Raw genomic sequence first — 22,684 nt, 5'->3', positions numbered from 1 at the left:
CTCCCGCACCCCAGTCGCCAGATTCAGGAAGGCATACGAGTGGAGGAGCAGGAATTCGAGCAGCATCGCCACGAGAAGCCCCCGCACGAGCCCGGGTGGCATCCGGGCCGGTGCGATCCAGGCGGCGAGGAAGGTCACTGCCGTGGCGAACTGCGGCGCCAGCGCCACGAGCGCGGCGCTCACCAGGGCGACCGGGGAGCGCTCCACAGCGGGCGCGAAAGACGAGTTGGCGCGGCTCATCAGGTAACGGAACGGATTCCGCGGCGGGATTGTGCCACGGCGGGGGGGGCCAGAGGCGTTCCGCGGCTCCCCGCAACCTTTTCCCGCCACCCCCTGTCTCAAGGCTGATGAACACTCCCGGCCGCCTTCATGCGATGGACAGTGCCCGCGGGTTGGCGCTGCTGCTCGGCATCGTCCTGCACGCGACGATGTCGTTCTTTCTGGTCATCCCGGCGCGCGACAGCTCGCAGAGCGTGACGCTGGCGGTGACCTTCTACGTCATTCACCTCTTCCGCATGAGCCTCTTCTTCGTCCTTGCGGGCTTCTTCGGGCACCTCGTCTACCACCGGCGCGGACTGCGCGGGTTCCTCAAGGACCGCTTCCGGCGGGTCCTCGTGCCGCTCTCGGCCGGCTGGGTGATCCTCGCGCCACTCACCATCGCGGCGGTCATCTGGGGCCTCTCGCGAACCTTCCCCGGCGAGGCCCAGGCCGCCTCCCCCGCCGCGCTGCCGCAGCATGGCTTTCCGCTCCTCCATCTCTGGTTTCTCTACTACCTGTGCCTTCTCTACGCGCTCGTCCTCATCCTGCGCGCCGGCTTCGACGCGACGATCGACGACGGCGGTCGCCTGCGCCAGCGGATCGACACCTGGGTCGCGCGCGCCCTCGCGAATCGGGTGGCGCCTCTCGCGCTCGCTCTGCCCACCGCCGCAGTGCTCCACTTCACCGCCTCGTGGCCGGTCTGGTTCGGGATTCCCACTCCCGACTACGGCCTGGCGCCGCAGCTCCCGGCGCTCGTCGCCTACGGCACCGCTTTCGCGTTCGGCTGGCTGCTCCATCGCCAGACCGGGCTCCTCGAGGTCCTCGCACGCCAGTGGCGGTCGAACCTCGCGCTCGCCGCCGGGCTCACCCTGGCCTGCCTGACCATCGTCGGCACGGCGCCGCTTCTCGAGGCGCCGACGGCGCTTTCGGGTGGCGCATCGACCCGCTGGGCCTACGCGGCCAGCTACGCACTCGCCATCTGGACCTGGACCTTCGGCCTCCTGGGTGCTTCGGTCCGCTTCGGCTCCACGGAGAGCACCGTCCGCCGCTATCTTGCCGACGCCTCCTACTGGCTCTACCTCGTCCACCCGCCGATCCTCTTCGGCCTGCAGGTGCTGGTCATGGACCTGCCGCTTCCTTGGACGGTCAAGTTCCCGGCGATCGTCGCCGTCACGCTGGGAGTTCTGCTCGCGAGCTATCACCTCCTCGTTCGGCCGACCTTCCTCGGCGAGCTGCTGAACGGGCGTAGGGTTCCGCGCCGGAGCGCCGGGATCGAGGTGCGCCCTGCCCGCCATCCCGCCCGCGCCTCCGACACCGCCGACTTCACCGAGGCGTCCGTCGCCGAACTCGCGGGCGTCACCAGGCGCTACGGCAAGCGCCTGGCGCTCGACGGCCTCTCGCTCGCGGTCCGGCCGGGCGAGCTCCTCGCCGTGCTCGGTCCGAACGGCGCCGGCAAGTCGACGGCGATCGGCCTCTGGCTCGGCCTCCTCGAGCCCGACGGCGGCAGCGTGCGCCTCCTCGGCGGCTCGCCGAGGGACGTCGTGAGCCGCCTCGGCGTCGGCGTCATGATGCAGGAGGTGGCGCTCGCGCCGATGCTCAGTGCGCGCGAGCACATCGCCCTCACCGCGAGCGTCTATCGCGCGCCGCTCACGGTCGGGGAGACGCTGGCGCTCACCGCCACGGAGGCCCTCGCCGACCGGCGCTACGGCAAGCTCTCCGCCGGCCAGAAGCGTCAGGTGCAGTTCGCGCTCGCGGTCTGCGGCCGTCCGCGGCTGCTCTTCCTCGACGAGCCGACCGTCGGCCTCGACGTCCAGGCGCGCGAAGCGATGTGGCGGACGATCCGCCACCTGCGCGACAACGGCTGCGCCATCGTCCTCACGACCCACTATCTCGAAGAGGCCGAGGCGCTCGCCGACCGGGTCGTCGTCCTCGCGCAGGGGCGGCAGATCGCCGAGGGCAGCGTCGACGAGATGCGCGCGCTGGTCACGCGCAAGCGCGTGCGCTGCGTCTCGACTGTGGCGCTGGACGAGATCCGCCGCTGGGCAGGCGTCGTCGATGCGGTGCGCAAGCCCGGGACGTTGGAGGTCGTGGAGGTCACGACCTCCAACGCCGAAGCGCTGGTGCGCCGGTGGCTCGATGCCGATCCCCACCTTTCACGGCTCGAAGTCGAGCAGGCGAGTCTCGCCGACGCCTTCACCGAGCTCACCCAGGAGGCTGCATGAAGACGATTCCGTTCGCTCGCGACCGCGAGCCGTTGCCCCTCGCCCGCGTACTCCGGGCCTATTGTCTGGAGGCGAAGTTCGAGACCCTGGCGGCGCTCCGGACGACCGGCTTCGCGCTGCCGTTCCTCATCGTCCCGGTGGCGATCTACCTGCTGTTCGGCGTCGTGTTCGGTGGCGGCCCTGGCGCCGAGGAGTTCGCCGACTATTTCTTCGCGGGCTTCGGGGTTCTCGCGGCGGCGATGCCCGGCATCTTCACCGGCGTGATCCTCGCCACCGAGCGCGAGGGCAACCTCCTTCGGCTCAAGCGCGCCCTGCCGCTCCCGCCCGGCGCGACGATCGTCGCCAAGGTCGTGATGGCGATGGGCGTCGCCGCCGTCGCGATCACCCTCGTCGCCGGCGCGGCGCTCCTCGGCGGGAGGATCCAGCTTTCCTTCGCCCAGGTGGCGATCGTCTGGGCGACGCTCATCGCCGGCTCGATCCCGTTCTGCGCCATCGGGCTGCTCCTCGGCGCCCGCGTCTCGGCCTCGGCCGCTCCGGCGTGGGGGAATCTCCTCTTCCTGCCGATGGTCCTTCTTTCCGGACTCTTCCTGCCGCTGCCGGAGGGGCTCAAGAGCTGGGTGCTCCTCTGGCCGACCTTCCACCTCGACCAGCTGGCGCTCGGACTCGCCGGAGTCGAGAAGTTCACCTACATTCCGCCGGCCATGGCGGCGGCAGTGCTCGCCGGAGTGACGGTCGTCTGCGGCGGTCTGGCCATCCGGCGCCTCGCCCGGGTAGGGTAAGCGCGTCCACCGGAGCCCATGAACATGCACTCCTATCCCGAAGCCCTGATCGTCATCGCGCTCACCGCCGGATTCCTCGGCTACCAGTACCTCAAACTGCGCGAGAGGCAGCACCGCATGGAGATCCTCCACGCCGAGCGCCTGGCGGCGATGGACAAGGGGATCCCGCTCCCGGAGCTGCCGTTCGATCCGCCCGCGGAGGCCTGGAAACGGCCGCCGGACCAGACCGTGCCGCTCGCCATCGGGATCGTCCTCGCGGCGTTCGGTTTCGGTTCGATGGCGATGCTCGCCTTCCTCGCCGAAGACAAACCGTACTGGGCGGTGCCGCTACCGATCGCCCTGATGGGCCTGGGGCTCGTCCTCTACTATCGCCTGGCTGTCGCCGCCGCTGCGTCCGACGCGACGACGCGACATGGAGGCTGACAACGAGCTCGTCGCGCGCGCCGCGGCGGGAGATGAGGCAGCGTTCACGCAGCTGGTCGAACGCCACCGCGACCGGGTCTTCCGTCTCGCCGTGTCGATCCTTGGCCAGGCCTTCGTCGGCGAGGCCGAGGAGGTGACGCAGGAGGTCTTCCTGCGCGTCCACTCGGCGCTCAAGAGCTATCGCGGTGAGGCGAAGTTCGGCACCTGGCTCTACCGGGTGACCTTCAACCAGACGATCAATCTCAAGGCGCGCGTCCGCTTCACCGCGCCGCACGTCGGGGCGGAGGTCCTGGAGCAACATGCCTCCGGCGACCCGGACGCCCTCGCGCGCCTCGAGAAGGCGCGTCGCGACGAAGCCGTGGCCGAGTGCGTCGCCCGACTCCCCGAGGCCTACCAGTCCGCGCTGCGGTTGCACTACTGGATGGGCGAGAGCGTCGCCGAGATCGCGCTCCTCCTCGACGTGGCGGAGAACACGGTGAAGTCCTACCTCTTCCGCGCCCGCCAGCTGCTGCAGTCGATGTTGAAAGAACGAGGTGTCGACCGTGTCTGAGCACCCGAACCCGGCAGGACCCGACAGACCCGACGGGGTGGATGGCGGCGATCGAGGCGATCGAAGCGATCGAAGCGATCGAAGCGAGGGAATCGACGCCCTGCTGCGCGATGCGATGACCGCCGCCCCCCCGCCCGCCCTGCCGCCGACCTTCACTGAACGCGTGACCGAGCGCGTGCATCCGCGCCCCCTCCCCCGGGGCGCGAGGCGCACCCTCCGCCTCTACACCCTCGCCGCCACGCTCCTCTGCGTCGGCGTGATGGCGAGCCTGGGAGTGGACTGGCCCCTCATCGCCCTCGCCCTCGCAGTGCCGGCGGCGGTCGCGCTGCTGATGTGGAGGCGACTGCCTTAGAGGCTAGCCAGGCGACCAGTCGATCCTCACGAGACGCGGAAGCGCTTCTTGACCTCTTCGTGCGAGACGACGCGGCCTTCGTCGCCGTCGCGCAGCCCCTCGGCGATCTTCTGGCGGACGTAGACCTCGTACATCACGTCGTCCCAGTCGGCATCGGGCGGGAGCTTCTCGGCGAGCTTGTGGACTTCCTCTCGGATCGTGCTCATCGTCGGGTCTCCGCGGGTTCGATTGTAGCGCCGAACAGCGCCGCCATCGATCCCGGTCGAGCGCCGTATCGCCCGGCCCCGGAAGGCCCGCTGAAGCCGTATCATCCGCCGGTGCCCCGCGCCGTGCGGTTCGACCGACTTGGCATCCTCTGGACGCTCTACTTCGTCCAGGGGCTGCCGTTCGGTTTTCAGGCAACCGCCCTGCCGGTGTATCTGCGGTCCGCCGGCATGACCCTCGAGGGCGTCGGCCTCGCGACCGCGCTCGCTCTCCCCTGGTCGCTCAAGCCCCTCTGGGCCCCGCTCATCGATCGATATGGCAACGCCCGATTCGGGCGGCGGAAGTCCTGGATCCTGCCGCTTCAGGCGCTGCTCGCGGTGACCTGTTTCGCGGCGGCGAAGGTGCCGCCGAGCGAGGGACTGGCGCCCATCCTCTGGCTGGTACTCACGATGAATCTCCTCGCCGCGACGATGGACATCGCGGTCGACGGCTTCGCGGTCGACGTCCTGTCGACCCGCGAGCTCGGCCACGGCAACGTCGCGCAGGTGGTCGGCTACAAGGCGGGGATGCTGACCGGCGGGGGGCTTCTCGTCTGGGCGAGCGGGACGATCGGCTGGTCCGGGCTCTTCGTCAGCATGGCCGGGCTGGTGGCGATGTCGCTGCTGGTGACGCTCTCCTGGGACGAGAACGCGGTCGTCGCCCGGCGCGCGGTATCGGAGCGAGGGGAGCCAGGGGAGCCAGGGGAGCCCGCGGGGAGAGCGGGTCCAGCTGAGCACCGTCGCGTGGGCGAGATCCTCGCCACTTTGCGCCGGGCGCTGACCAGTTCCGGTGCGGGCTGGTTGATCCTCTTCATCGGCACCTACAAGCTCGGCGAGTCGATGGCGGACACGATGTTCAAGCCGTTCCTCGTCGACGCCGGCTACCGCGAAGCGCAGATCGGGCTCTGGGTCGGAACCTGGGGCATGCTCTGCTCGATCGCCGGCTCGGTGGGAGGGGGCCTCCTCGCGCGGCGCATGCCGCTCCTGCGCCTCGTCGGCTGGTGCGCCGTGGCGCGCGCCCTGCCGGTGGCCGGCGAGTGGTGGCTGACCCAGGTCGATCCGACGCCGGAGCGGATCCTCGCGGTGACCTGCTTCGAGCACCTCTTCGGCGGCGCGCTCACCACGGCGATGTTCGCCTACATGATGAGCCGGGTGGACCGAAAGATCGGAGCGACCCACTACACGGTGCTCGCCGCCGTCGAAGTCTGGGGCAAACTCCCCGCCGCCTGGCTCTCCGGCTTCATCGCCGCCCGGGCCTCGTACGCCACCCTGTTCGCCGTCGCGACCGTTCTCTCGATCGCCTTCCTCGCCCTGCTCGCCCCGCTCGCTCGCAGCCGCGCCGTTGCCCGGCGGCCGCCGCCGACCTAGTTCGCCTTCGGCGGGGCGGCTTCGGTGTTGGGGTTCTTGATCTTGTCGGTGGCGGTCAAGCCGGAGACGATCTCGATCTGGATGCCGTCGGAGAGGCCGGTTTCGATCTCGCGGCGCTCGAACTTCTGGGGCGCGGTCTCGACTTCGACGTAGGGCTTCTCGCCTTCGAACTGCAGCATCCCCTCGTCGAGCGCCAGGACCTGTTCGCGCTTCTCGAGCACGATGTCGGCGCTCGCGCTGTAGTTGGCGCGGATGAGCATGTCCTTCTGCGGCACGACGGCGGCGCGGATCTCGAACTGGATGGCGCCGTTCTCTTCGACCCCCTTCGGGGCGATGCGCTCGAGCGAGGCACGGACCTTGTTCTCCGGCAGCGCGCCGATCGTGAGCTCGAGCTCCATGCCGGGCCGGATCTTGCCGACCTCCGACTCGTCGACCTTGCCCTTGAAGATCAGGTCGTCGAGGTCGGCGATCGAGGCGATCGTCGTGCCGTCGTTGAAGTTGTTCGACTCGATGACGGAGTTGCCGACCTCGAGCGGCACTTCGAGAATCGTTCCGGCGATCGTCGCGCGGACAACCGTCGTCGACGCTGAGGCCATGCGGGCGCTCGTCCCTTTGCGCACGATGTCGAGATTGTCCTGGGCGCCCTTCAAATCCTCCTTCGCCTGCTCCCAGGCGATCTCGGAGCGCTGGAAGTCGGCGGCCGAGATGGTGCCTTCGGCGGCCAGGTTCTTGTTGCGCAGGTAGTCGCGCTCGGCGTCGCCGACGGTGATCTTCGCCTTGTTGAGCCGCGATTCGGCCGAGGAGAGCGACACCATGTTCGGAATCACCCGCACCTTGGCGACCATGTCGCCCTGCTTCACGAGCTGCCCGGGCTCGACGTAGAGCTCCTCGATGATGCCGGAGATGAGCGGCTTGATCTGGACCTCCTTGCGCGGCACCACGGCGCCGGTGGCGACGGTCTTCCGGACCAGGTCGGTGGTCACCGGCGAGGCCGTCTGGTAGACGATCGGCCGGGTCTGCGACTTCTTCCAAAGGAAAACGCCGGTCGCGATGACGACCGCCGCGAACAGGAACGCCGCCAGAACTCCGAGAACCTTCTTCATCACGCGCTCTCCAACTCCTGCGAAAGAAACTGCATCCATCTGTGCGAAAACTGTTGCGACTCGATTCCGGCCTGCGGCCGCTTCAACTGCGCAGGGCTTCCATCGGCGTGATGGCGACCGCCCGGCGCGCCGGTGCGAGGCCGGCGAGGACGCCCGAGGCGACCAGCACGGCGAGCGCCAGGACCGCCGCCTCAAGCGTCACGCCCGGGTTCTGGAACATCTGCGGCTCGCCGCCCGGCACCGCCGGCGGCAGCAGGCGATTGACGAGCTCGAGGAGCCCGACGCCGGCCGAGAGCCCGAGGAGCCCCGAGCCCAAGGTGAGGAGCACCGCCTCGAAGACGATCTGCCCCTGCACCTTCCACGGCGTCGCGCCGATCGCGCGCCGGATCCCCAACTCCTTGGTGCGCTCGCGGACGATGATCAGCATGATGTTCGAGACCCCGATGGCGCCGGCGGCGAGGGTCCCCACGCCGACGATCCACATCAGGAGCTTGATGCCGGTGAAGAGGCCCTGGATCTTCTCGTACTCCTCTTCGAGGTTCCAGTGTCCGATGCCGCGGTTGTCCTCCGGCGAGACCTTGTGACGCGCGCGGAGAATGTCGAGGACCTTCTTCTCGACCACCGAGGCCTTGACGCCATCGACCGAGGTCACCGCCATCCAGTGGACCCGGTTGGCGGCGTTGAACGCCTGCTGGTAGGTCGAGAACGGCACGAAGATCGTCTCGGCGTCGCGATCGCCGTCGTTGCCGCTCTGGCGGGAGCGGAAGAGGCCGACGACCTGGAACTCGACGCCGTTGATCCGGATGCCCTGGCCGAGAGGGTCCTCTTCGGGCTCGAAGAGCACCTCGTGAACGCGGGAGCCGATGACCGCAACCTTGCGCTTCTCCTCGATGTCCAGGTGATTGAGGAAACGGCCGCGCGGCACGACGAGCGACTGGATGGTCTGGATCTCGGGCATGTCGCCCATGATGCTGTAGGAGCCCGTCTGGATGCCGCGGGTCGCGGTCGCGCCGCCGCGGTGGCCGCCCAGCTGGAGGCGCGGCGCGATGACTTTGGCCTCCGGCACCTGGCGGCGGAGCTCTTCGATGTCGGCGTTGGTGAACTCGATCGAGCGCCCGGCAGGGAGGCCCGCGAACGGCTTGCTGGTACGCATCCCCCAGGCGAAGAAGCTGTTGGTCGCGGCGCCCGAGAAGCCGGCGTCCATGCCGTTCTTCAAGCCGTTGCCGGAGCCCAGGAGGAGAACGAGCAGGAAGATGCCCCAGAAGACGCCGAAGGCGGTGAGAAAGGTCCGCAGGCGGTTCTTCGACAGGGCGGTCCAGATCTCCTGGAGATGGTCGAGGTCAAACATCGAATTCGCCAGTCTGTCGCGAGCGTGCCGCGAATTCCGGGTCCTGTCGCCGGCGGGTATCCCGCTGCGGTACTCGCCCGCTTGCGCGGGCTCCGTTCCTCACTGGGAGCCCTCCCTCTGGCGCCACCCCGAATTCGCTACCGTTTTCGCGGAAAGTCTGTCGCAAGTTCGCCGCGAATTCCGGGTCCTGTCGCCGGCGGGTATCCCGCTGCGGTGCTCGCCCGCTCTCGCGGGCTCCGCTCCTCACTGGGAGCCCTCCCTCTGGCGCCACCCCGAATTCGCTACCGGCGGAGAGTTGGCGAGACACGGCAAGGTCACTCATCGCGCAGAGCCTCGATGGGGCGGATGGCGGCGGCCCTTCTCGCCGGGAAGAAACCGGCGATGGCGCCGGCGACGATGAGCAGGACGGTGGCCGAGACGGCGACGCGGAGGTCGACCTGGGGGTTGCGGAAGAAGGCGGCGTCGGGGATCGCCTTGGCGAGCCCCTCGAGCACGAGGACACCGAGAACCAGACCGGCGTAGCCGGCGACGGTGGTGATGAGCACCGACTCCTGCATGACCAGGCCGACGATCGAGGCCGGAGTCGCACCGAGCGCCTTGCGGATGCCGATCTCGCGGGTGCGCTCGCGCACGGCGACGAGCATGATGTTGGAGACTCCGACGACGCCGGCGAGGAGCGTGCCGACGCCGACCACCCAGACGAAGAGCCGGATGGCGGTGATGAGCGCCAGGATGCGCTGATAGTTCTCGACGTTGTTGTTGACGTGGATCGCGCGCTCGTCTTCCGGATCGAAGGTGTGATTGACCGAGAGGATCTGCCGTGTCGCGCCGGCCATCTCCATGCTCTTCGCGAGGCTCGCGTCGCCGGTGGTGTAGAGGATCTGGTTGACCCGATTGGCGCCGTTGAAGGTGCGTTGAGCGGTCGAGATCGGCAGGTAAATGAACTCGCGCTCGCGTTCGCTGCCTTCGTCGTCGAAGACGCCGACCACCTGGAAAGAGATCCCGCCGATCCGGATCTGCTTGCCGATCGGGTCCTCGTCGTGGAAGAGCGCACTGGCGACCAGCGTCCCGAGAACGGCGCTCTTGCGGAACTGGCGCAGGTCGAACTCGTTCAAGTAGCGCCCCTGGATCATCTTGGTGCGCTCGAGCACCTGGTGACCGGGATGCACGGCGCGGATCGTGTAACTGCCGTTCTCGTTCTTGTAGTTCACCTGCTGGCTGCCGAAGATCCAGTAGCGTCCGCTCGCGTACTCGACACCCTGGACGCGGGTCGTCACTTCGTCATAGTCCTGATTGTCGAACTGGATCTCGCGGCCGGGCTGCATCCCCTTGTAGGGCGTACTCGTCCGTCCTGAGGAGACCCAGATGCTGTTCACCGCGTCGTCGCGGAACTGGTAGTCGACGCCGTGCTCGAGCCCCTTGCCGGAGCCGAGGAGCACCACGAGCATGAAGATCCCCCAGGCGACCGCAAAGCCGGTGAGCGCCGTGCGCAGCTTGTTGCGCTTGATGGTGTCGAAGATCTCCTGCCAGACGTCGAGGCGGATCATCCGGCCGCGGGCTCCGTAGCGATCCGGCCGGGGGCCTTCGCTGCCGGCACCGCGGCCCGGGCCGCAGGCGGGGCCGGGTGGCCCGGAGCGGCCGTTGGGGCCGGCGGAGCCTCGAGGGGTTCGAGCGCTTCGACTTCGACCACGACGTCGTCCGGATTCAGACGGCGCTGGCGGCTGTCGCCGGCGATGCGGCCGTCCACCAGATGGATGAGCCGGTCGGTCATGTGGGCGATGTCGCGCTCGTGGGTGATGATCACCACCGACACACCGTCGTCCTGGACCGCCTGCAGCACCTTCATGACGTCGCGCGAGGTCGCCGAGTCGAGCGCCCCGGTCGGCTCGTCGGCGAGCAGAAGCTTGGGGCTTGCGATGAGCGCCCGGGCGATGGCGACACGCTGCTGCTGGCCGCCGGAGAGCTCCGACGGCAGGTGCTCGGCGCGATCGGCGAGGCCGACTTTCTCGAGATAGACCGCGGCGCGCTCGTTGCGCTCGCGGCGCGGGACGCCCTGGTAGTAGAGCGGAAGCGCGACGTTCTCGGCCGCGGTCTTGAACGGAATCAAGTGGAACGACTGGAAGACGAAGCCGATGTACTGGCTGCGATACTGCGCCGCCCGGGTCTCGGAGAGGCCGCCCATGGCGACGCCATCCAGGGTGTACTCGCCGTCGTCGAAACGGTCGAGGAGGCCGAGGATGTTCATCAGGGTCGACTTCCCCGACCCCGAGGCGCCCATCACCGCGACCAGCTCGCGCGCCCCGATGTCGAGGTCCAGCCCCTTGAGGACGTGGAGCCGGTTGCGGCCCACGGAGTAGCTCTTGTGCAGATTTCGCAGACGGATCATGTGAGTTCGAAAGAGCTCCTGCCTGTCTTACGTCATTTCAGGGCGAAAGGTTTGCGGGGGGCGACGCCGGCGCTGGAGCCACGAGACCGGGCGATGGTAAGGTGCCGCCGCATGGAACGGACCCGAACCAACTCGCGCATCTTATCCAATCTGGCGCTCGGCGCCGTTTTCGCGGCCCTCGGCGCCGTCGCACCCGCTTCGCAGGTCGATGGACAGGTCCCCCCGGGAGCAGCCTCCGGGAATCCGGTTTCGGCTCCGGCCGCCCCGGCGCCGAAACCGCTGACCCCGCCGCCGGCAGCGCCCACCGCGCTGGAGCTCGCCGGCCCGCCCGCGACGGCGACCCGGCTCCCCTCGGGCCTCGCGACCCGTCAGCTGCGGGCCGGCACCGGAAAAGTGCAGCCAAGGCTCCAGGACTTCGTTCTCTTTTTCGCCATCGGGAGGAAGTCCGACGGGACGGTCGTGCAGAACACCTATTCGGTCGCCGAGCCGGCCCGGATGCCCATGACCAAGCTCTACCCGGCCTGGCGGGAGGCGTTCGCCGGGATGGTGGCGGGAGAACAGCGGCGCTTCTGGTTTCCGGCGAACCTCGCGCCCAAGAACCCGCAGACCGGCGCCCAGGAGGCGCTCGTCTTCGACCTCGAGCTGGTGCATGTCATCCGGGTGCCCGACACCCCGGCAGCGCTCAAGAACGCCGACCCCAAGGCGAGCCAGGTGGGCCTCGGAACCCGGGTCCTCTCCGTCAAGGCGGGCAAGGGCGGCGCGAAGGCGACCCGGTTGGATGCGGCGCTGCTCAACTTCACGGTCTGGAACGAGGCCGGAGAGGTCCTCTCCTCCTCCGCCGTCGACGGTCGACCGACGCTCTTCCCGCTCGATCGTGTCATGACCTCGTTCGCCGATTGCGTCGAGGGGATGACGGTCGGAGAGCTCCGGCGCTGCTGGATTCCTGCGGCGCGCAACGAGGGCTTCCCCAGCGCTCCGACCGGCGCCCTGATCTTCGAGCTCGAGCTCCTGAACCTCGCCGATGCGGCGAAGATCTTCACGCCCGGAACGCCCAAAACGAACTGACCGGTCCCTGCCGCCCTCCCCTGGGGGGCCTAGGGCGCGAGCAGCTCCACGTCGTAGGCCGCGAAGGCGGCGTCGGCAGTCAGAATGGGCAGCCGTTCTGTGCGAGCCTGTGCGATCAACATTCGATCGAAAGGATCCGCGTGGTGCGGCGGCAACTGAGCGACCTCGAGGGCGTGCTCGAGACGCACCGGGAGTGTGCCGACGGAGCTGCGCCGCAGGCGAGTCGGAACGTAGGTCGCGAGCGCCTCAGGAAGCTCGAGCTTGCCGAGCGCCGTCTTGATCGCCAACTCCCAGACACTGACCACGGAGAGCAGAAGCTCGGTCTCGGGATCCATCAATTGCTGCCTCACCCGTTCCGAGAGGCGCTCCGGCGCACTCTCCAGCCACAGCCAACAGTGCGTGTCGAGCAGCAGCCTCATCCTTCGAAGCCTCTGCGAATCGCCTCGGGCAGCGGCGCGTCGAAGTCGGGAGCGATACGCACCCGGCCTGCGTCGCGGCCGAGCTTGCGCGGCAGCCGCGCCCCTTCCACGGACACCAGTTTGGCGACCGGGCGCCCAGCGTTGGCGATCCAGATCTCTTCGCCCTCCGCGACCCGACGAAGAAGCTTCGAAAGGTGGGTCTTGGCCTCATGCACGCTCACCTGCGCCATCTTGGGCATGGAGCCATTGTGGACTTAGTCTTGAACTTAGTCAACGCCAGAGGGTGAGTCGGGCCCAACGGCGCAGCCCTGAACGAAAAAGGGGGCCCGATGGCGAACCGCCGGGCCCCCGAACCAGCGCTACACCTCCGCGGCCTCAGTAGCGATAGCGCTCCGGCTTGAACGGGCCGTCGACGTCGACGCCGATGTAGGCCGCCTGCTTCGGGGTGAGCTGGGTCAGCTTGACGCCGAGCTTCTCGAGGTGGAGCCGCGCCACCTTCTCGTCGAGCTTCTTGGGCAGCAGGAAGACCTTGTTCTCGTACTTGCCGGCGTTCCGCGCCAGGTCAAGCTGCGCCAGCACCTGGTTGGCGAAGCTGCACGACATCACGAAGGACGGGTGGCCGGTCGCGCAGCCCAGGTTCAGGAGGCGCCCTTCGGCGAGGATCATCACGGCATGGCCATCGGGGAAGCGCCACTCGTCGTACTGCGGCTTGATGTTGACGCGCTCGATGCCGGCGAAATTCTTGAGGCCGGCCATGTCGATCTCGTTGTCGAAGTGGCCGATGTTGCCGACGATCGCCTTGTCCTTCATCTTCGCCATGTGCTCGATGGTGATGATGTCGAAGTTGCCGGTCGCGGTGATGAAGATGTCGGCGGTCGCCAGCGTCTCCTCGAGCGTCGTCACTTCGTAGCCCTCCATCGCAGCCTGCAACGCGCAGATCGGATCGATCTCGGTGACGATGACGCGGGCGCCCTGGCCCTTCAACGCCTGGGCGCAGCCCTTGCCGACCTCGCCGTAGCCGCAGACGACGGCGACCTTGCCGGCGAGCATGACGTCCGAGGCGCGGAGGATGCCGTCGGTGAGCGAGTGGCGGCAGCCGTAGAGGTTGTCGAACTTCGACTTGGTCACCGAGTCGTTGACGTTGATCGCCGGGAAGAGCAGTGTGCCCGCGTTCTCCATCTCGTAGAGGCGGTGGACGCCGGTCGTCGTCTCCTCGGAGACGCCCAGAATGGCCGGAGCGATCCGGCTCCAGCGCTTCGGGTCCTCCTTCTGCACCCGGGCGAGCAGGGCGAGAACGAAGGCGTACTCTTCGCTGTCGGCCGCGGTCGCGGCCGGAACGGCGCCGGCCTTCTCGAACTCAACGCCCTTGTGGATGAGCAGCGTCGCGTCGCCGCCGTCGTCGACGATCAGCGTCGGTCCGAGGCCCTGGCCGAAGTCGAGCGCTCGCGAGGTGAAGTCCCAGTACTCTTCGAGCGACTCACCCTTGTAGGCGAAGACGGGGATGCCGCGCGGATTCTCGGGCGTCCCCTCCGGGCCGACGGCGATCGCCGCCGCGGCGTGGTCCTGGGTCGAGAAGATGTTGCACGACACCCAGCGCACGTCGGCGCCGAGCGCGGAGAGCGTCTCGATCAGCACCGCGGTCTGGATCGTCATGTGGAGCGAGCCCATGATGCGCTGGCCGGCGAGCGGGCGGCTCGCGGCGTACTCCTTGCGCACCGCCATCAGGCCGGGCATCTCCTGCTCGGCGAGACGGATTTCGTTGCGGCCCCAGTCGGCGAGGGCGAGATCGGCCACCCGGAAATCGAGGCTGGTGATGGACGCTTTGTCGGTCGAGACGGTCATGATGCGCTTCCTTTCTTCCTGCGTTGGGGTGAAATTCCGGATCGGACCCGGGTGCCGCTCGCGAGCAGCAGCGCCGGGCCCCGCGCCTCCGGTTCCGGAGGCAGGGCAGAGCAATGGACCGCGTCGAAGCCCGACGCGGCGAGGAGGCGGGTGAGATCTTCGGGCGCGAAGCCGGAGCGCTTCTGGCCCATCTGGCGGCGGAAATCCTCGCGGTCGTGGCGCAACAGGTCCACGATCACCGCGCGCCCCCCCGGCTTGACGATGCGCGCCATCTCGGCGACCGCGAGCTCCGGCGCGTCCACCTGGGTGAGAGCGAGCAGCATGAGCGCGGCGTCGCAGGCATCGTCCGCGATCGGCAGGCGCTCGAGGTCGGCCTCTTCGAAGCGGATGTTCTCCACTCCACCGGAGCGACGCCGCGCCGCGTCGAGCATCTCGGGCGAGCGGTCGACGCCCACGACACGCGCCACCCAGGGGGCCAGGGCGAGAGCCGCCGCGCCGCTGCCGCAGGCGAGATCGGCGACCACCCAGTCGGGAGAAAGAAGCGCCTGGAAGGCGAGACCGGTGAAGCGCTCGCCGTAGAGCTCGGTGCGCAGGCGCTCCCACTCTCCGGCGACGCCGGCGAAGAAGTCGCGGCCCTCGCCGGCCCGGGTCGCCAGACAGCGCGCCAGGCGCAGGCGGTCGTGCGCCAGCGCCGGCCACTCGCGGGTCTCGCCGGCGGCGAGCTGCCAGAGCTGGCGCGAGCTCTCGGGCAGCTCGCCGTTGGCCATGGTGTAGAAGTTCGCGGTCCCCGCGGCGCGGCTCACGACCCAGCCCTCGCCGGCGAGCAGCTTCAGGTGCCGGCTGACACTCGACTGCGGCATCTGCAGGACGTCGGCGAGCTCGGAGACCGCGAGCTCCTGCTGCTCCAACAGGTGGAGCAGGCGCAGCCGCGCCGGGTCGGCGAGCGAGGAGAAGCGCGCCAGCAGGAGGTCGGGGGAGTTCGAGGGTCGGCTCTTCATCGCGGTTGCATTCTTAAATCCGGATGAAAGGATATATCCCGAAGAAGACCTCGTCAAGTGCTAGGTTCCGACGATGACGTTTCCAGCGCATCCGGCCGTGCTGCTCACGGGCGCTTCTGTCGGCATCGGACGCGAGTTGGCGCTCCAGCTCGCCGGCGGGCGCGGCGGAGGGGCCCGGCTCGCCCTCGCCGCGCGCGACGCCGCGAAGCTCGAGGAGGTCGCCGCGCTCTGTCGCGAGCGCGGCGCCGAAGCGTTCGTCCTGCCGGGCGACGTCAGCGTCGAGTCCGACTGCCGACGGCTGGTCGAGCTCGCAGTCGACCGTCTGGGCGGCCTCGACATGCTGCTGCTCAACGCCGGCCAGGACATGTGGGCGCGCCTCGACGAGCTCGAGGACGCCTCGATTCTCGAGCGCATCCTGCGCGTCAACTACCTCGGGCCGGCCTGGTTGACGCGTTTCGCCCTGCCGCAGCTCAAGGCGAGCCGGGGCCGCATCGTCGTGGTCTCGAGCCTCGCCGGCCTGACGGGGGTCCCGACGCGCACCGGCTACGCGGCCTCGAAGCATGCACTGCACGGCTTCTTCGATTCGCTGCGCATCGAGCTCGCCGGCACCGGCGTCTCGGTGACGCTCGCCTGCCCCGACTTCGTGCTCTCCGAGATTCACCGGCGGGCGCTCGGCCCGGATGGCAAACCGCTGGGCACGAGCCCCATGCGGGAATCGAAGATCATGACCGCCGCGGAGTGCGCCCGACGCATTCTCCTGGCGGCGCAACGCCGGCAGAGAATGGCCATCCTCTCGCTGCGCGGACGGGTCGGTCGCTACGTCCGCCTGGTGGCGCCTGGTCTCATCGACTGGATCGCCGCGCGCGCCGTCGCGCGCGGACACTGACGCCGGCGGGGCTGGCTCCCCCCAGGCTAGATCAGCAGATCGTCGAGCGCGGCTCCGGTCGCGCGCTCCTCCGGGGCGCTGCCGCGCCGGAAGATGCAGGCGCCGCGCTCGCCGCCGAGCCAGGCGCGCGAGCCCTCGACACGGATCCAGGCGCGCTCGCGCAGCCCCACGACCACTGTCGCGTTCTCCTCGTGGAACTCGGCGATACGCTCGGCTCGGGTCTCACCCATGTGGGTCGAGCCGGGATCGGCGTCGAGGTAGTGCGGATTGATCTGGAACGGCACCAGCCCCAGAGCGTCGAAGCCGTGCGGCTCGACGATCGGCATGTCGTTGGTGGTGCGGATCGTCGGGCCGGCGAGGTTGATGCCGGCCGAGGCGCCGAGATAGGGCATCCCGTCGCGCGCCCGCAGCGCGAGCGGAGGGAGGAGCCCCGCCTCCTGCAGCGTCTTCAACAGGCGGAAGGTGTTGCCGCCGCCGACGAAGACGGCTTCGGCGGTTTCGATCTGCCGCCGCCCGGTGGCGTCGGCCGCGAGCTCGTCCACCTCGCGGCCGAGCTCCTCCAGCCGGGTGCGGAACTTGGCGGTATAGGCGGCGCGGTCGTGCAGCGCGAACGGCACGAAGAGGACCCGCGGAGAGTTTCCGAGGAGGTCGAGCATCTCGTCGGCAGCATGCGCGAGGTAGCGCTCGCCGTGATTCGTCGAGTTGGAGAGCAGCAGAAGTCTCGGCATGGAACGGATTCCTCTCTGGCGCTTCAGCGTCGGGCGATCGCCTCAGCGTCTGGCAATGGCTTCGCCTAGGCGATCGACGTCGGCGAGGTCGTTGTAGATCTGGATCGCGACCCGGGCGGCGAGCCGCCCTTCCCGCGCCGCGATGTGGAGCTCGATGCCGTCTTCGAACAGCAGGCGGTCGCGCAGTTCCCCGGCCTCCGCGGACGTGCCGCCGCAGCGCTCCGGCAACGGCACCGAGACCATGGAGGCGACCATCGAGCGCGGCGTCCGGAACTCGGTCCCCCAGCGCTTCGCCAGCCGCTCGCCGGCCTGGAAGGCGAGGTCGTGGTTGTAGGCCCGGACCTCTTCGGCCCCGAACTCGGCCAGGAGCTCGAGCGCCGCCGGCGCCGCGAGCCACGGCGACGGATCGCGCGTGCCGACGAGGTCGAACTCGGTCGTGAAGCCCTGGTCGAGCCCCCAGGAGATGACCGGCGGATGGAGCATCGCCTGGCGCTCCGGGCGCGCCCAGAGGATGGCCGTGCTGCGCGGTGCCCAGGCCCACTTGTGGAGATTGCCCACGTACCAGTCGGCGCCGATCGACGGCAGGTCGAGGGGAACCGACCCCGGCGCGTGAGCACCGTCCACCAGAACCGGCACGTCACGCGCCCGGCAACGCGCCGCCACCTCCGCGACCGGCAGGAGAAGCGCGCTGTCGGAGGCGATGTGGTCGACGACGACGAGGCGGGTCTGCGCGCCGAGCGCGGCGTCGATCGCCTCGACGACCTCCTCCGGCCGCTCCGTCGATGCCGGAATCGCCACCTCGCGAACCGTGGCCCCGCGCTCGCGCGCGACGTAGCGCGCCGCATTGGTGACCCCGCCGTAGCCGAGCGAGGTCACCAGAATCTCGTCTCCGGGCGCGAGCGCCACGGAGCGCAGAACGGCGTTGGCACCGGTGGTCGCGTTGTCCACGAAGACCAGATCCTCGCCGCGCGCGCCGAAGAAGGCCGCCACCTCCGCCGCCGCGGTGCGCAGGCGCGGTGGCTCGGCGCGCGGCACTCCGACGCAGATCTCCGAAAGCTCGCGCAGCAGGTAGCGCGACGGCTGGAGCTCGATCTCGTCGCGGATCGCCTGCTGCGCCGCCAGCACGCGCCGCGGCGGCGCCCCGACGGTGCCGTGGTTCAGGTACGTGACGGCGGGGTCGAGCGCGAAGTGCGCCAGCATCGAACGGCCGAATCGGGCCATCACGCCCCCTTGGCCATCCGTCCGTCGAGCTCGAGAGCCGCCGCCTCCCCCTGCATTGCGGCGAGGACGTTGCCGACGTGCAGCCAGAGGTCGAGGCCGCCGGCGAAGCAGGCGGCGCTGAAGTCGGCGGTGGCACTCTCGACATGGGGCCGGTCGACACCGGCCGCGAACGATTTCTCCTTCCAGCGCTTCTGGATCGACTTGAGCTCGACGTCGCGGACGTCCTTCGACGGCCGCACCAGGGCGGCCGCGATCACCAATCCTGTGACCTCGTCCGAGGCCAGGAGGCCGAAATCGATCGGCGCCCGCCGCGCGACTCCGGTGCCCTCCTCGTTGTGCGCCAGAATCGCCTGCAGGACCGCCTCCGGCGCTCCCGCCTCCGCGAGCAGAGGGATGCCCGCCTTCGGATGCGCGTCGAGGGTGGGGTGGATCTCCCAGTCGTAATCGTGGAGGAGGCCGGCGAGCCCCCAGAGGTCGGGGTCCTCGCCGAGCTTCGCGGCGTAGAAGCGCATCACGGCTTCGACGGCGAGCATGTGCCGTCGCAATCCCGCCGCCGCGACGTGCTCCGTGACGATGCCCCAGGCGCTCGAACGATCCATCGCAGCCTTCTCAGCCATCGCAGCCATCCGCAGTGATCCTCCCCGCCGGCCCGTGCGCCGCCGGCAGCCCGAATCGTACCCGAGGTCCATGGTAACTTCGCCAGCGGCATGTACCTCGAGCACTACGGATTCCGGGAGGCACCGTTCAACATCACTCCCGACCCGCGCTTCCTCTACTTTTCCGCCCGGCATCGCGAGGCTCTCGAGCACCTGCTCTACGGCATCCGCGAGCGCAAGGGGTTCGTCCAGATCACCGGCGAGGTCGGCGCCGGCAAGACCACTCTCTGCCGCGCCGCCCTCGAGCGCCTGGGGCCGACGTTCCGCACCGCGCTGATCCTCAACCCGGTGATGTCCTCGACCCAGCTGCTGCGCACCATCCTCGTCGAGCTCGGCCTCAAGGTCCCGGGGAGAACCGATCGCGTCGCCTATCTCGAGATGCTCAACGAGTTCCTGCTCGCCCAGGTGCCGAAAGGCGAGGACGTCGTGCTGATCATCGACGAGGCGCAGGATCTCTCGATGGAGCTGCTGGAACAGGTGCGCCTGCTCTCCAACCTCGAAACCGACCGGCAGAAGCTCCTGCAGATCGTGCTCATCGGCCAGCCCGAGCTCAAGCGGATGCTCGATGACTCGCGCCTGCGCCAGCTCCGGCAGCGGATCACGGTGCGCTACCACCTCGACTCGCTGTCGCGCGAGGAGACCGAGCTCTACGTCTACTATCGCCTGCAGGTTGCCGGCGGCAACGGCCGGCCCACCTTCAGCCGCTGGGCGATGTCGCGCATCCACCGCTACTCCGGGGGGGTGCCGCGGCTGATCAACGCGGTCTGCGACACCGCGCTCCTCGCCGGCTACGTCGAGGGACTGGACCACCTCTCCGGGAGGCTCATCGGCCGCGCCATCCGCGAGCTCGAGGGCAAGCCCTCGTGAGTCTGGTCAGCGAAGCGCTCAAGAAGGCCGAACGCGAAGCCGCGGCGCGCGACGCGCGCGCCAAGGGGCAGCCGGCACCGTTCGAATCCCCCCTGCAGCCCTACCGCTCCCGCCACACCGGCGGGCGCAACCGGGCTCTCGTCGCGGCCCTCGCGCTCGTCGGCGGCGCCGCCGCGATCGCGATCGCGCTGCTGCTCCTCCGGCCGACAGAAAGAAAAGAAGCTCCAGTAATGGAAAAAACAGCTGCGACGCCCGACGCCCGCGCGCTGGCGAAGGATGGAACGGCCGGGGTGACGGAGGGACTCGCGGTACCGACCGCGTTTCCCGACGTCCAGCAAGCGCCAGCTCCGGGACGCAGCGTGGGATCGAATCCGTTCGCCAGGCCGCAGTCCACGCCGCGCCCGAACGCGCAGATGGATCCACTCCTTAAAGTGGCTCCGACACCGCCGAGTCCCGCCTCAGCCGCGCCTCCAACGATGCCGAATGCCAGCGAGCCAACGGCGCCCCCCCTCACCACCCCCCCTTTACCGAAAACCACGCAGCGACCGCCACCACCCTCGCCGAGCGTCAGCGAGCCGCCAGCGCCGCAGGAGATCACCGCGCCGGCCAAGGCGAGGTCCAACGGCTCCGGCGACTATCTGCGCAGCGTCGAGTTCCCCGACGGCACGAAGCTCGAGCTCGGAGGCATCGTCTACTCCGAGACGGCGCCGTTCGCCTATCTCAACGGTCGCCTGGTCGGCGTCGGGGAGTTCGTCGTCGGCCGCCGCATCGACCGCATCGACCGGGACAAGGTCCTGCTCTCGGGCGACGGCGGCGAGATCACCCTGCGCCTCAAGGCGCCCTGAACCCGAAAGCCCCGGCCGGCGACCGCTGGACGGACTCGGCGAGGCGACAAGCCTCCGCCAGGGGGCGCAGGCCCTCCCTGGAACCGTTCATGGGGGGTTCACGCCCGGGGCACAGACTTCGAGGTTCATGCACCCGTCCGCCGCTTCCGCGCGCCTCCCCCTGACCCGCTCCACCCGCCCCGGCCTTCCGGCGCGCTTCCGCATCGCTGTCGGTCTGGGCCTCTTCTTCGTCGTTCTCGCCACCCTCACCCGCCTCGCCCTGGTCGTCGCCGGGCGCGGCGAGCTCCCGCACTCGATCGCCACCCTCGGCCGGATCTTCGCCGCCGGCGCCCTGCTCGACCTCTGGGTCGCCGCCTGGTGCCTCCTGCCCTGGGTGCTCTATCTCGCTCTCCTCCCCGAGCGTTGGTGGCAGGCGCGCTGGCAGAGGGTGGCGCTCGCCGCAGGCCTCGCCTGCACCCTCTTCGGCGCTCTGTTCAGTGCCGTTGCGGAGTGGTTCTTCTTCGAGGAGTTCGACAGCCGGTTCAACTTCGTCGCCGTCGACTATCTGCTCTACCCGACGGAGGTGGTCACCAACATCTGGCAGAGCTATCCCACGGGGAGAATTCTCACCGCCCTGGCGGCGCTCGTCCTGGGCCTCACCTTCGCCCTGCGCCGGCCCCTGGCACGCGCCTGGGAGCGTCCGACACCGTTCCGGGAGAGGTTCGCGCTGCTCCTCGCCCACGCCGGCATCCTCGCCGTACTCGCGCTCTCGGTCTCGCCTCGCCCCCTCGTCGAGCACTCGCCCGACCGTCTGGTGCGCGAGCTGACCTCGAACGGCACCTACGCCTTCGGCGAGGCCCTCCTCGGCCTCGACGCCCCGTACGACGGCTTCTACGCCACCCGCGACGAGACCCGAACGCACGAGCGGCTGGAAGTGCTGCTCGCCGAAGCGGCCTCGACGCCGGTCGCCCTCGCCCCGAACTCGAGCGCCCGCGCCATCCGCGCCATCCAGACGATCGCACCGGAGCATCCCTGGAACGTGGTCCTGCTGCTCGAGGAGAGCCTGGGCGCGGAGTTCATCGGGGCGCTGCATCCCGGCCAGCTTCCAGACGGCGATCTCTCCCTCACCCCCGAATTCGACGCCCTCGCCCGCGAAGGGACGCTCTTCACCCAGGCCTACGCAACCGGCAACCGGACGATCCGGGCGATCGAGGCCACGACCTCCTCGCTGCCGCCCCTTCCCGGGGCGCCGATCGTCTCGCGCCGCGGCGCAGAGGATCTCTTCACCCTGCCCGGCGTGCTCGGCCAGAACGGCTACCAGACGCTCTTCGTCTACGGCGGCCGGGCGCTCTTCGACGGCATGGGCCCCTATCTCTCGGCCAACGGCGTCCAACGCATCGTCGAGCAGAGCGACTTCCCCGCCGACGAGTTCCGCACCGCCTGGGGGGTTTCGGACCAGGCGATTCTCGACCGCGCGCTCACCGAGATGGACGCCATGGAGCAGACCGGGAAGCCCTTCTTCACCATGATCCTCTCGGTTTCGAACCACCGGCCGTACGCCTACCCTCCGGGCACCATCGAGCCCCTGCCGGGGCTCAAGCGTCGCCAGAACGTGGTGCGCTACGCCGACTGGGCGATCGGGCGCTTCTTCCGCGCCGCGCGCGAGAAGTCCTACTACGACCACACTCTCTTCGTGGTCATGGGGGACCACGGCGCCCGCGTCTACGGCGCTGCGACGATTCCGCTCGGGAGCTACGAGGTGCCGATCCTGATGGTGGCGCCGGGCCTGCTGCCGGAAGGCGCCCGAATCGACACCCTGGCCTCGTCGCTCGACGTCCCGCCGACGATCCTCGCGCTCCTCGGTCTCTCCTACCCGTCCCGTTTCTTCGGTCACGACCTGCTGCACACGCGACCGGAGGATGGACGCGCGCTGCTCGTCCACAACGGCGACATCGCCCTGATGCGCAACGGCAGGATCGCCATCCTCGGCCTGCATCAACAGGAGGACGTCTTCGAGGTCGACCGGAAGAGCGGCGAGTTCCTCCGCGCGGATGCCAGCACGCCGCTGTCGCGGGAGCTCGTCGACGACGCCATCGCCTACTTCCAGTCAGCGGACCACCTGGTGAGGAGCGGCGGCTACGGCCTCG

24 protein-coding genes are annotated in these 22,684 nt (G+C 69.3%); 11 read left to right on the top strand and 13 right to left on the bottom strand.

Annotated features, from left to right (window positions below; genetic code table 11):
- Nucleotides 1-240, bottom strand: a 240-nt coding sequence (locus KBI44_17835; GenBank protein MBP9146344.1) for a hypothetical protein, incomplete at its 3' end; no start/stop codon positions are given.
- Nucleotides 241-1,379: 1,139 nt separating this feature from the next.
- On the opposite strand from KBI44_17835, the gene KBI44_17830 reads away from it, so the two are divergent.
- The 5 genes from KBI44_17830 to KBI44_17810 all read left to right on the top strand — a co-directional run bounded on the left by KBI44_17830 (nt 1,380) and on the right by KBI44_17810 (nt 4,584).
- Nucleotides 1,380-2,480: an ABC transporter ATP-binding protein gene (locus KBI44_17830; protein MBP9146343.1), complete on the top strand. Its 1,101-nt coding sequence runs from the start codon at nt 1,380-1,382 to the stop codon at nt 2,478-2,480.
- Nucleotides 2,477-3,259 (top strand): ABC transporter permease, encoded by a 783-nt coding sequence (locus KBI44_17825; GenBank protein MBP9146342.1) that lies wholly within the window; start codon nt 2,477-2,479, stop codon nt 3,257-3,259. The genes KBI44_17830 and KBI44_17825 overlap by 4 nt, the downstream gene beginning before the upstream one ends.
- Nucleotides 3,260-3,283: 24 nt before the next feature.
- Nucleotides 3,284-3,682, top strand: coding sequence for a hypothetical protein (locus tag KBI44_17820; GenBank protein ID MBP9146341.1), 399 nt, complete (start codon nt 3,284-3,286; stop codon nt 3,680-3,682).
- Nucleotides 3,672-4,232, top strand: a complete 561-nt coding sequence (locus KBI44_17815; GenBank protein ID MBP9146340.1) for an RNA polymerase sigma factor — start codon at nt 3,672-3,674, stop codon at nt 4,230-4,232. The genes KBI44_17820 and KBI44_17815 overlap by 11 nt, the downstream gene beginning before the upstream one ends.
- 115 nt (nt 4,233-4,347) lie before the next feature.
- Nucleotides 4,348-4,584, top strand: coding sequence for a hypothetical protein (locus KBI44_17810; GenBank protein MBP9146339.1), 237 nt, complete (start codon nt 4,348-4,350; stop codon nt 4,582-4,584).
- A 26-nt stretch (nt 4,585-4,610) separates the two neighbouring features.
- Here the strand turns inward: KBI44_17810 and KBI44_17805 are convergent, their stop codons facing one another.
- Nucleotides 4,611-4,790 carry a hypothetical protein gene (locus tag KBI44_17805; protein MBP9146338.1) on the bottom strand — a complete coding sequence of 60 codons (180 nt, stop codon included), beginning with the start codon at nt 4,788-4,790 and terminating at the stop codon, nt 4,611-4,613.
- A 144-nt stretch (nt 4,791-4,934) separates the two neighbouring features.
- Here KBI44_17805 and KBI44_17800 point away from each other — a divergent pair, with 144 nt between their 5' ends.
- Nucleotides 4,935-6,194 carry an MFS transporter gene (locus KBI44_17800; protein ID MBP9146337.1) on the top strand — a complete coding sequence of 420 codons (1,260 nt, stop codon included), beginning with the start codon at nt 4,935-4,937 and terminating at the stop codon, nt 6,192-6,194.
- On the opposite strand, the gene KBI44_17795 is transcribed toward KBI44_17800, so the two are convergent.
- The 4 genes from KBI44_17795 to KBI44_17780 all read right to left on the bottom strand — a co-directional run bounded on the left by KBI44_17795 (nt 6,191) and on the right by KBI44_17780 (nt 11,031).
- Entirely contained in the window at nt 6,191-7,297 is a 1,107-nt protein-coding gene (locus KBI44_17795; protein ID MBP9146336.1) for an efflux RND transporter periplasmic adaptor subunit, read from the bottom strand. The genes KBI44_17800 and KBI44_17795 overlap by 4 nt on opposite strands.
- Before the next feature lie 82 nt (nt 7,298-7,379).
- Nucleotides 7,380-8,645, bottom strand: coding sequence for an ABC transporter permease (locus tag KBI44_17790; protein ID MBP9146335.1), 1,266 nt, complete (start codon nt 8,643-8,645; stop codon nt 7,380-7,382).
- 314 nt (nt 8,646-8,959) lie between these two features.
- Entirely contained in the window at nt 8,960-10,192 is a 1,233-nt protein-coding gene (locus tag KBI44_17785; GenBank protein ID MBP9146334.1) for an ABC transporter permease, read from the bottom strand.
- A complete protein-coding gene (locus KBI44_17780; protein ID MBP9146333.1) occupies nt 10,189-11,031 on the bottom strand; it encodes an ABC transporter ATP-binding protein in 843 nt (280 codons plus the stop codon). The genes KBI44_17785 and KBI44_17780 overlap by 4 nt, the downstream gene beginning before the upstream one ends.
- Nucleotides 11,032-11,142: 111 nt before the next feature.
- Between KBI44_17780 and KBI44_17775 the strand changes: the two genes are divergently transcribed.
- On the top strand, nt 11,143-12,096 hold the full coding sequence (locus KBI44_17775; GenBank protein ID MBP9146332.1) for an FKBP-type peptidyl-prolyl cis-trans isomerase: 954 nt from the start codon (nt 11,143-11,145) through the stop codon (nt 12,094-12,096).
- 29 nt (nt 12,097-12,125) lie between these two features.
- Here KBI44_17775 and KBI44_17770 read toward each other — a convergent pair whose 3' ends face one another.
- The 4 genes from KBI44_17770 to KBI44_17755 all read right to left on the bottom strand — a co-directional run bounded on the left by KBI44_17770 (nt 12,126) and on the right by KBI44_17755 (nt 15,355).
- Nucleotides 12,126-12,515, bottom strand: a complete 390-nt coding sequence (locus KBI44_17770; GenBank protein ID MBP9146331.1) for a type II toxin-antitoxin system VapC family toxin — start codon at nt 12,513-12,515, stop codon at nt 12,126-12,128.
- Nucleotides 12,512-12,745: a type II toxin-antitoxin system Phd/YefM family antitoxin gene (locus KBI44_17765; GenBank protein MBP9146330.1), complete on the bottom strand. Its 234-nt coding sequence runs from the start codon at nt 12,743-12,745 to the stop codon at nt 12,512-12,514. The genes KBI44_17770 and KBI44_17765 overlap by 4 nt, the downstream gene beginning before the upstream one ends.
- A 145-nt stretch (nt 12,746-12,890) precedes the next feature.
- A complete protein-coding gene (locus KBI44_17760; protein MBP9146329.1) occupies nt 12,891-14,357 on the bottom strand; it encodes an adenosylhomocysteinase in 1,467 nt (488 codons plus the stop codon).
- Complete coding sequence (locus KBI44_17755; GenBank protein MBP9146328.1) at nt 14,354-15,355, bottom strand: metalloregulator ArsR/SmtB family transcription factor; 1,002 nt, start codon at nt 15,353-15,355, stop codon at nt 14,354-14,356. Before KBI44_17755 ends, KBI44_17760 begins: the two co-directional genes overlap by 4 nt.
- Nucleotides 15,356-15,428: 73 nt before the next feature.
- Here KBI44_17755 and KBI44_17750 point away from each other — a divergent pair, with 73 nt between their 5' ends.
- Entirely contained in the window at nt 15,429-16,241 is an 813-nt protein-coding gene (locus KBI44_17750) for an SDR family oxidoreductase (GenBank protein ID MBP9146327.1), read from the top strand.
- 26 nt (nt 16,242-16,267) lie between these two features.
- On the opposite strand, the gene pepE is transcribed toward KBI44_17750, so the two are convergent.
- From pepE to KBI44_17735, 3 genes are read right to left on the bottom strand one after another with little or no spacing between them, the layout of a single operon-like run.
- Nucleotides 16,268-16,969: a dipeptidase PepE gene (pepE, locus tag KBI44_17745; protein MBP9146326.1), complete on the bottom strand. Its 702-nt coding sequence runs from the start codon at nt 16,967-16,969 to the stop codon at nt 16,268-16,270.
- A 42-nt stretch (nt 16,970-17,011) separates the two neighbouring features.
- Nucleotides 17,012-18,190, bottom strand: coding sequence for an aminotransferase class V-fold PLP-dependent enzyme (locus KBI44_17740; protein ID MBP9146325.1), 1,179 nt, complete (start codon nt 18,188-18,190; stop codon nt 17,012-17,014).
- Complete coding sequence (locus KBI44_17735; protein MBP9146324.1) at nt 18,190-18,789, bottom strand: HD domain-containing protein; 600 nt, start codon at nt 18,787-18,789, stop codon at nt 18,190-18,192. The genes KBI44_17740 and KBI44_17735 overlap by 1 nt, the downstream gene beginning before the upstream one ends.
- Nucleotides 18,790-18,897: 108 nt before the next feature.
- On the opposite strand from KBI44_17735, the gene KBI44_17730 reads away from it, so the two are divergent.
- From KBI44_17730 to KBI44_17720, 3 genes are all read left to right on the top strand, one after another.
- Nucleotides 18,898-19,713 (top strand): AAA family ATPase, encoded by an 816-nt coding sequence (locus KBI44_17730; protein ID MBP9146323.1) that lies wholly within the window; start codon nt 18,898-18,900, stop codon nt 19,711-19,713.
- Complete coding sequence (locus tag KBI44_17725) at nt 19,710-20,558, top strand: hypothetical protein (GenBank protein ID MBP9146322.1); 849 nt, start codon at nt 19,710-19,712, stop codon at nt 20,556-20,558. Before KBI44_17730 ends, KBI44_17725 begins: the two co-directional genes overlap by 4 nt.
- A gap of 127 nt (nt 20,559-20,685) precedes the next feature.
- A partial coding sequence (locus KBI44_17720; GenBank protein MBP9146321.1) for a sulfatase-like hydrolase/transferase occupies nt 20,686-22,684 on the top strand: 1,999 nt, incomplete at its 3' end.

It is taken from the genome of Thermoanaerobaculia bacterium (assembly GCA_018057705.1).
Lineage (GTDB): Bacteria > Acidobacteriota > Thermoanaerobaculia > Multivoradales > JAGPDF01 > JAGPDF01.
This window is presented reverse-complemented; position numbering and strand designations above follow the sequence as displayed.

What these genes read in the sequence shown, in the direction of transcription:
- KBI44_17830 (MBP9146343.1), top strand. Translation starts at nt 1,380, where the DNA reads ATGGACCTGCCGCTTCCTTGGACGGTCAAGTTCCCGGCGATCGTCGCC.
- KBI44_17820 (MBP9146341.1), top strand. Translation starts at nt 3,284, where the DNA reads ATGCACTCCTATCCCGAAGCCCTGATCGTCATCGCGCTCACCGCCGGA.
- KBI44_17785 (MBP9146334.1), bottom strand. Translation starts at nt 10,192, where the DNA reads ATGATCCGCCTCGACGTCTGGCAGGAGATCTTCGACACCATCAAGCGC.
- KBI44_17825 (MBP9146342.1), top strand. Translation starts at nt 2,477, where the DNA reads ATGAAGACGATTCCGTTCGCTCGCGACCGCGAGCCGTTGCCCCTCGCC.
- KBI44_17810 (MBP9146339.1), top strand. Translation starts at nt 4,348, where the DNA reads ATGACCGCCGCCCCCCCGCCCGCCCTGCCGCCGACCTTCACTGAACGC.
- KBI44_17815 (MBP9146340.1), top strand. Translation starts at nt 3,672, where the DNA reads ATGGAGGCTGACAACGAGCTCGTCGCGCGCGCCGCGGCGGGAGATGAG.
- KBI44_17775 (MBP9146332.1), top strand. Translation starts at nt 11,143, where the DNA reads ATGGAACGGACCCGAACCAACTCGCGCATCTTATCCAATCTGGCGCTC.
- KBI44_17780 (MBP9146333.1), bottom strand. Translation starts at nt 11,031, where the DNA reads ATGATCCGTCTGCGAAATCTGCACAAGAGCTACTCCGTGGGCCGCAAC.
- KBI44_17770 (MBP9146331.1), bottom strand. Translation starts at nt 12,515, where the DNA reads ATGAGGCTGCTGCTCGACACGCACTGTTGGCTGTGGCTGGAGAGTGCG.
- KBI44_17790 (MBP9146335.1), bottom strand. Translation starts at nt 8,645, where the DNA reads ATGTTTGACCTCGACCATCTCCAGGAGATCTGGACCGCCCTGTCGAAG.
- KBI44_17755 (MBP9146328.1), bottom strand. Translation starts at nt 15,355, where the DNA reads ATGAAGAGCCGACCCTCGAACTCCCCCGACCTCCTGCTGGCGCGCTTC.
- KBI44_17730 (MBP9146323.1), top strand. Translation starts at nt 18,898, where the DNA reads ATGTACCTCGAGCACTACGGATTCCGGGAGGCACCGTTCAACATCACT.
- pepE (MBP9146326.1), bottom strand. Translation starts at nt 16,969, where the DNA reads ATGCCGAGACTTCTGCTGCTCTCCAACTCGACGAATCACGGCGAGCGC.
- KBI44_17750 (MBP9146327.1), top strand. Translation starts at nt 15,429, where the DNA reads ATGACGTTTCCAGCGCATCCGGCCGTGCTGCTCACGGGCGCTTCTGTC.
- KBI44_17795 (MBP9146336.1), bottom strand. Translation starts at nt 7,297, where the DNA reads ATGAAGAAGGTTCTCGGAGTTCTGGCGGCGTTCCTGTTCGCGGCGGTC.
- KBI44_17740 (MBP9146325.1), bottom strand. Translation starts at nt 18,190, where the DNA reads ATGGCCCGATTCGGCCGTTCGATGCTGGCGCACTTCGCGCTCGACCCC.
- KBI44_17765 (MBP9146330.1), bottom strand. Translation starts at nt 12,745, where the DNA reads ATGGCGCAGGTGAGCGTGCATGAGGCCAAGACCCACCTTTCGAAGCTT.
- KBI44_17760 (MBP9146329.1), bottom strand. Translation starts at nt 14,357, where the DNA reads ATGACCGTCTCGACCGACAAAGCGTCCATCACCAGCCTCGATTTCCGG.
- KBI44_17735 (MBP9146324.1), bottom strand. Translation starts at nt 18,789, where the DNA reads ATGGATCGTTCGAGCGCCTGGGGCATCGTCACGGAGCACGTCGCGGCG.
- KBI44_17805 (MBP9146338.1), bottom strand. Translation starts at nt 4,790, where the DNA reads ATGAGCACGATCCGAGAGGAAGTCCACAAGCTCGCCGAGAAGCTCCCG.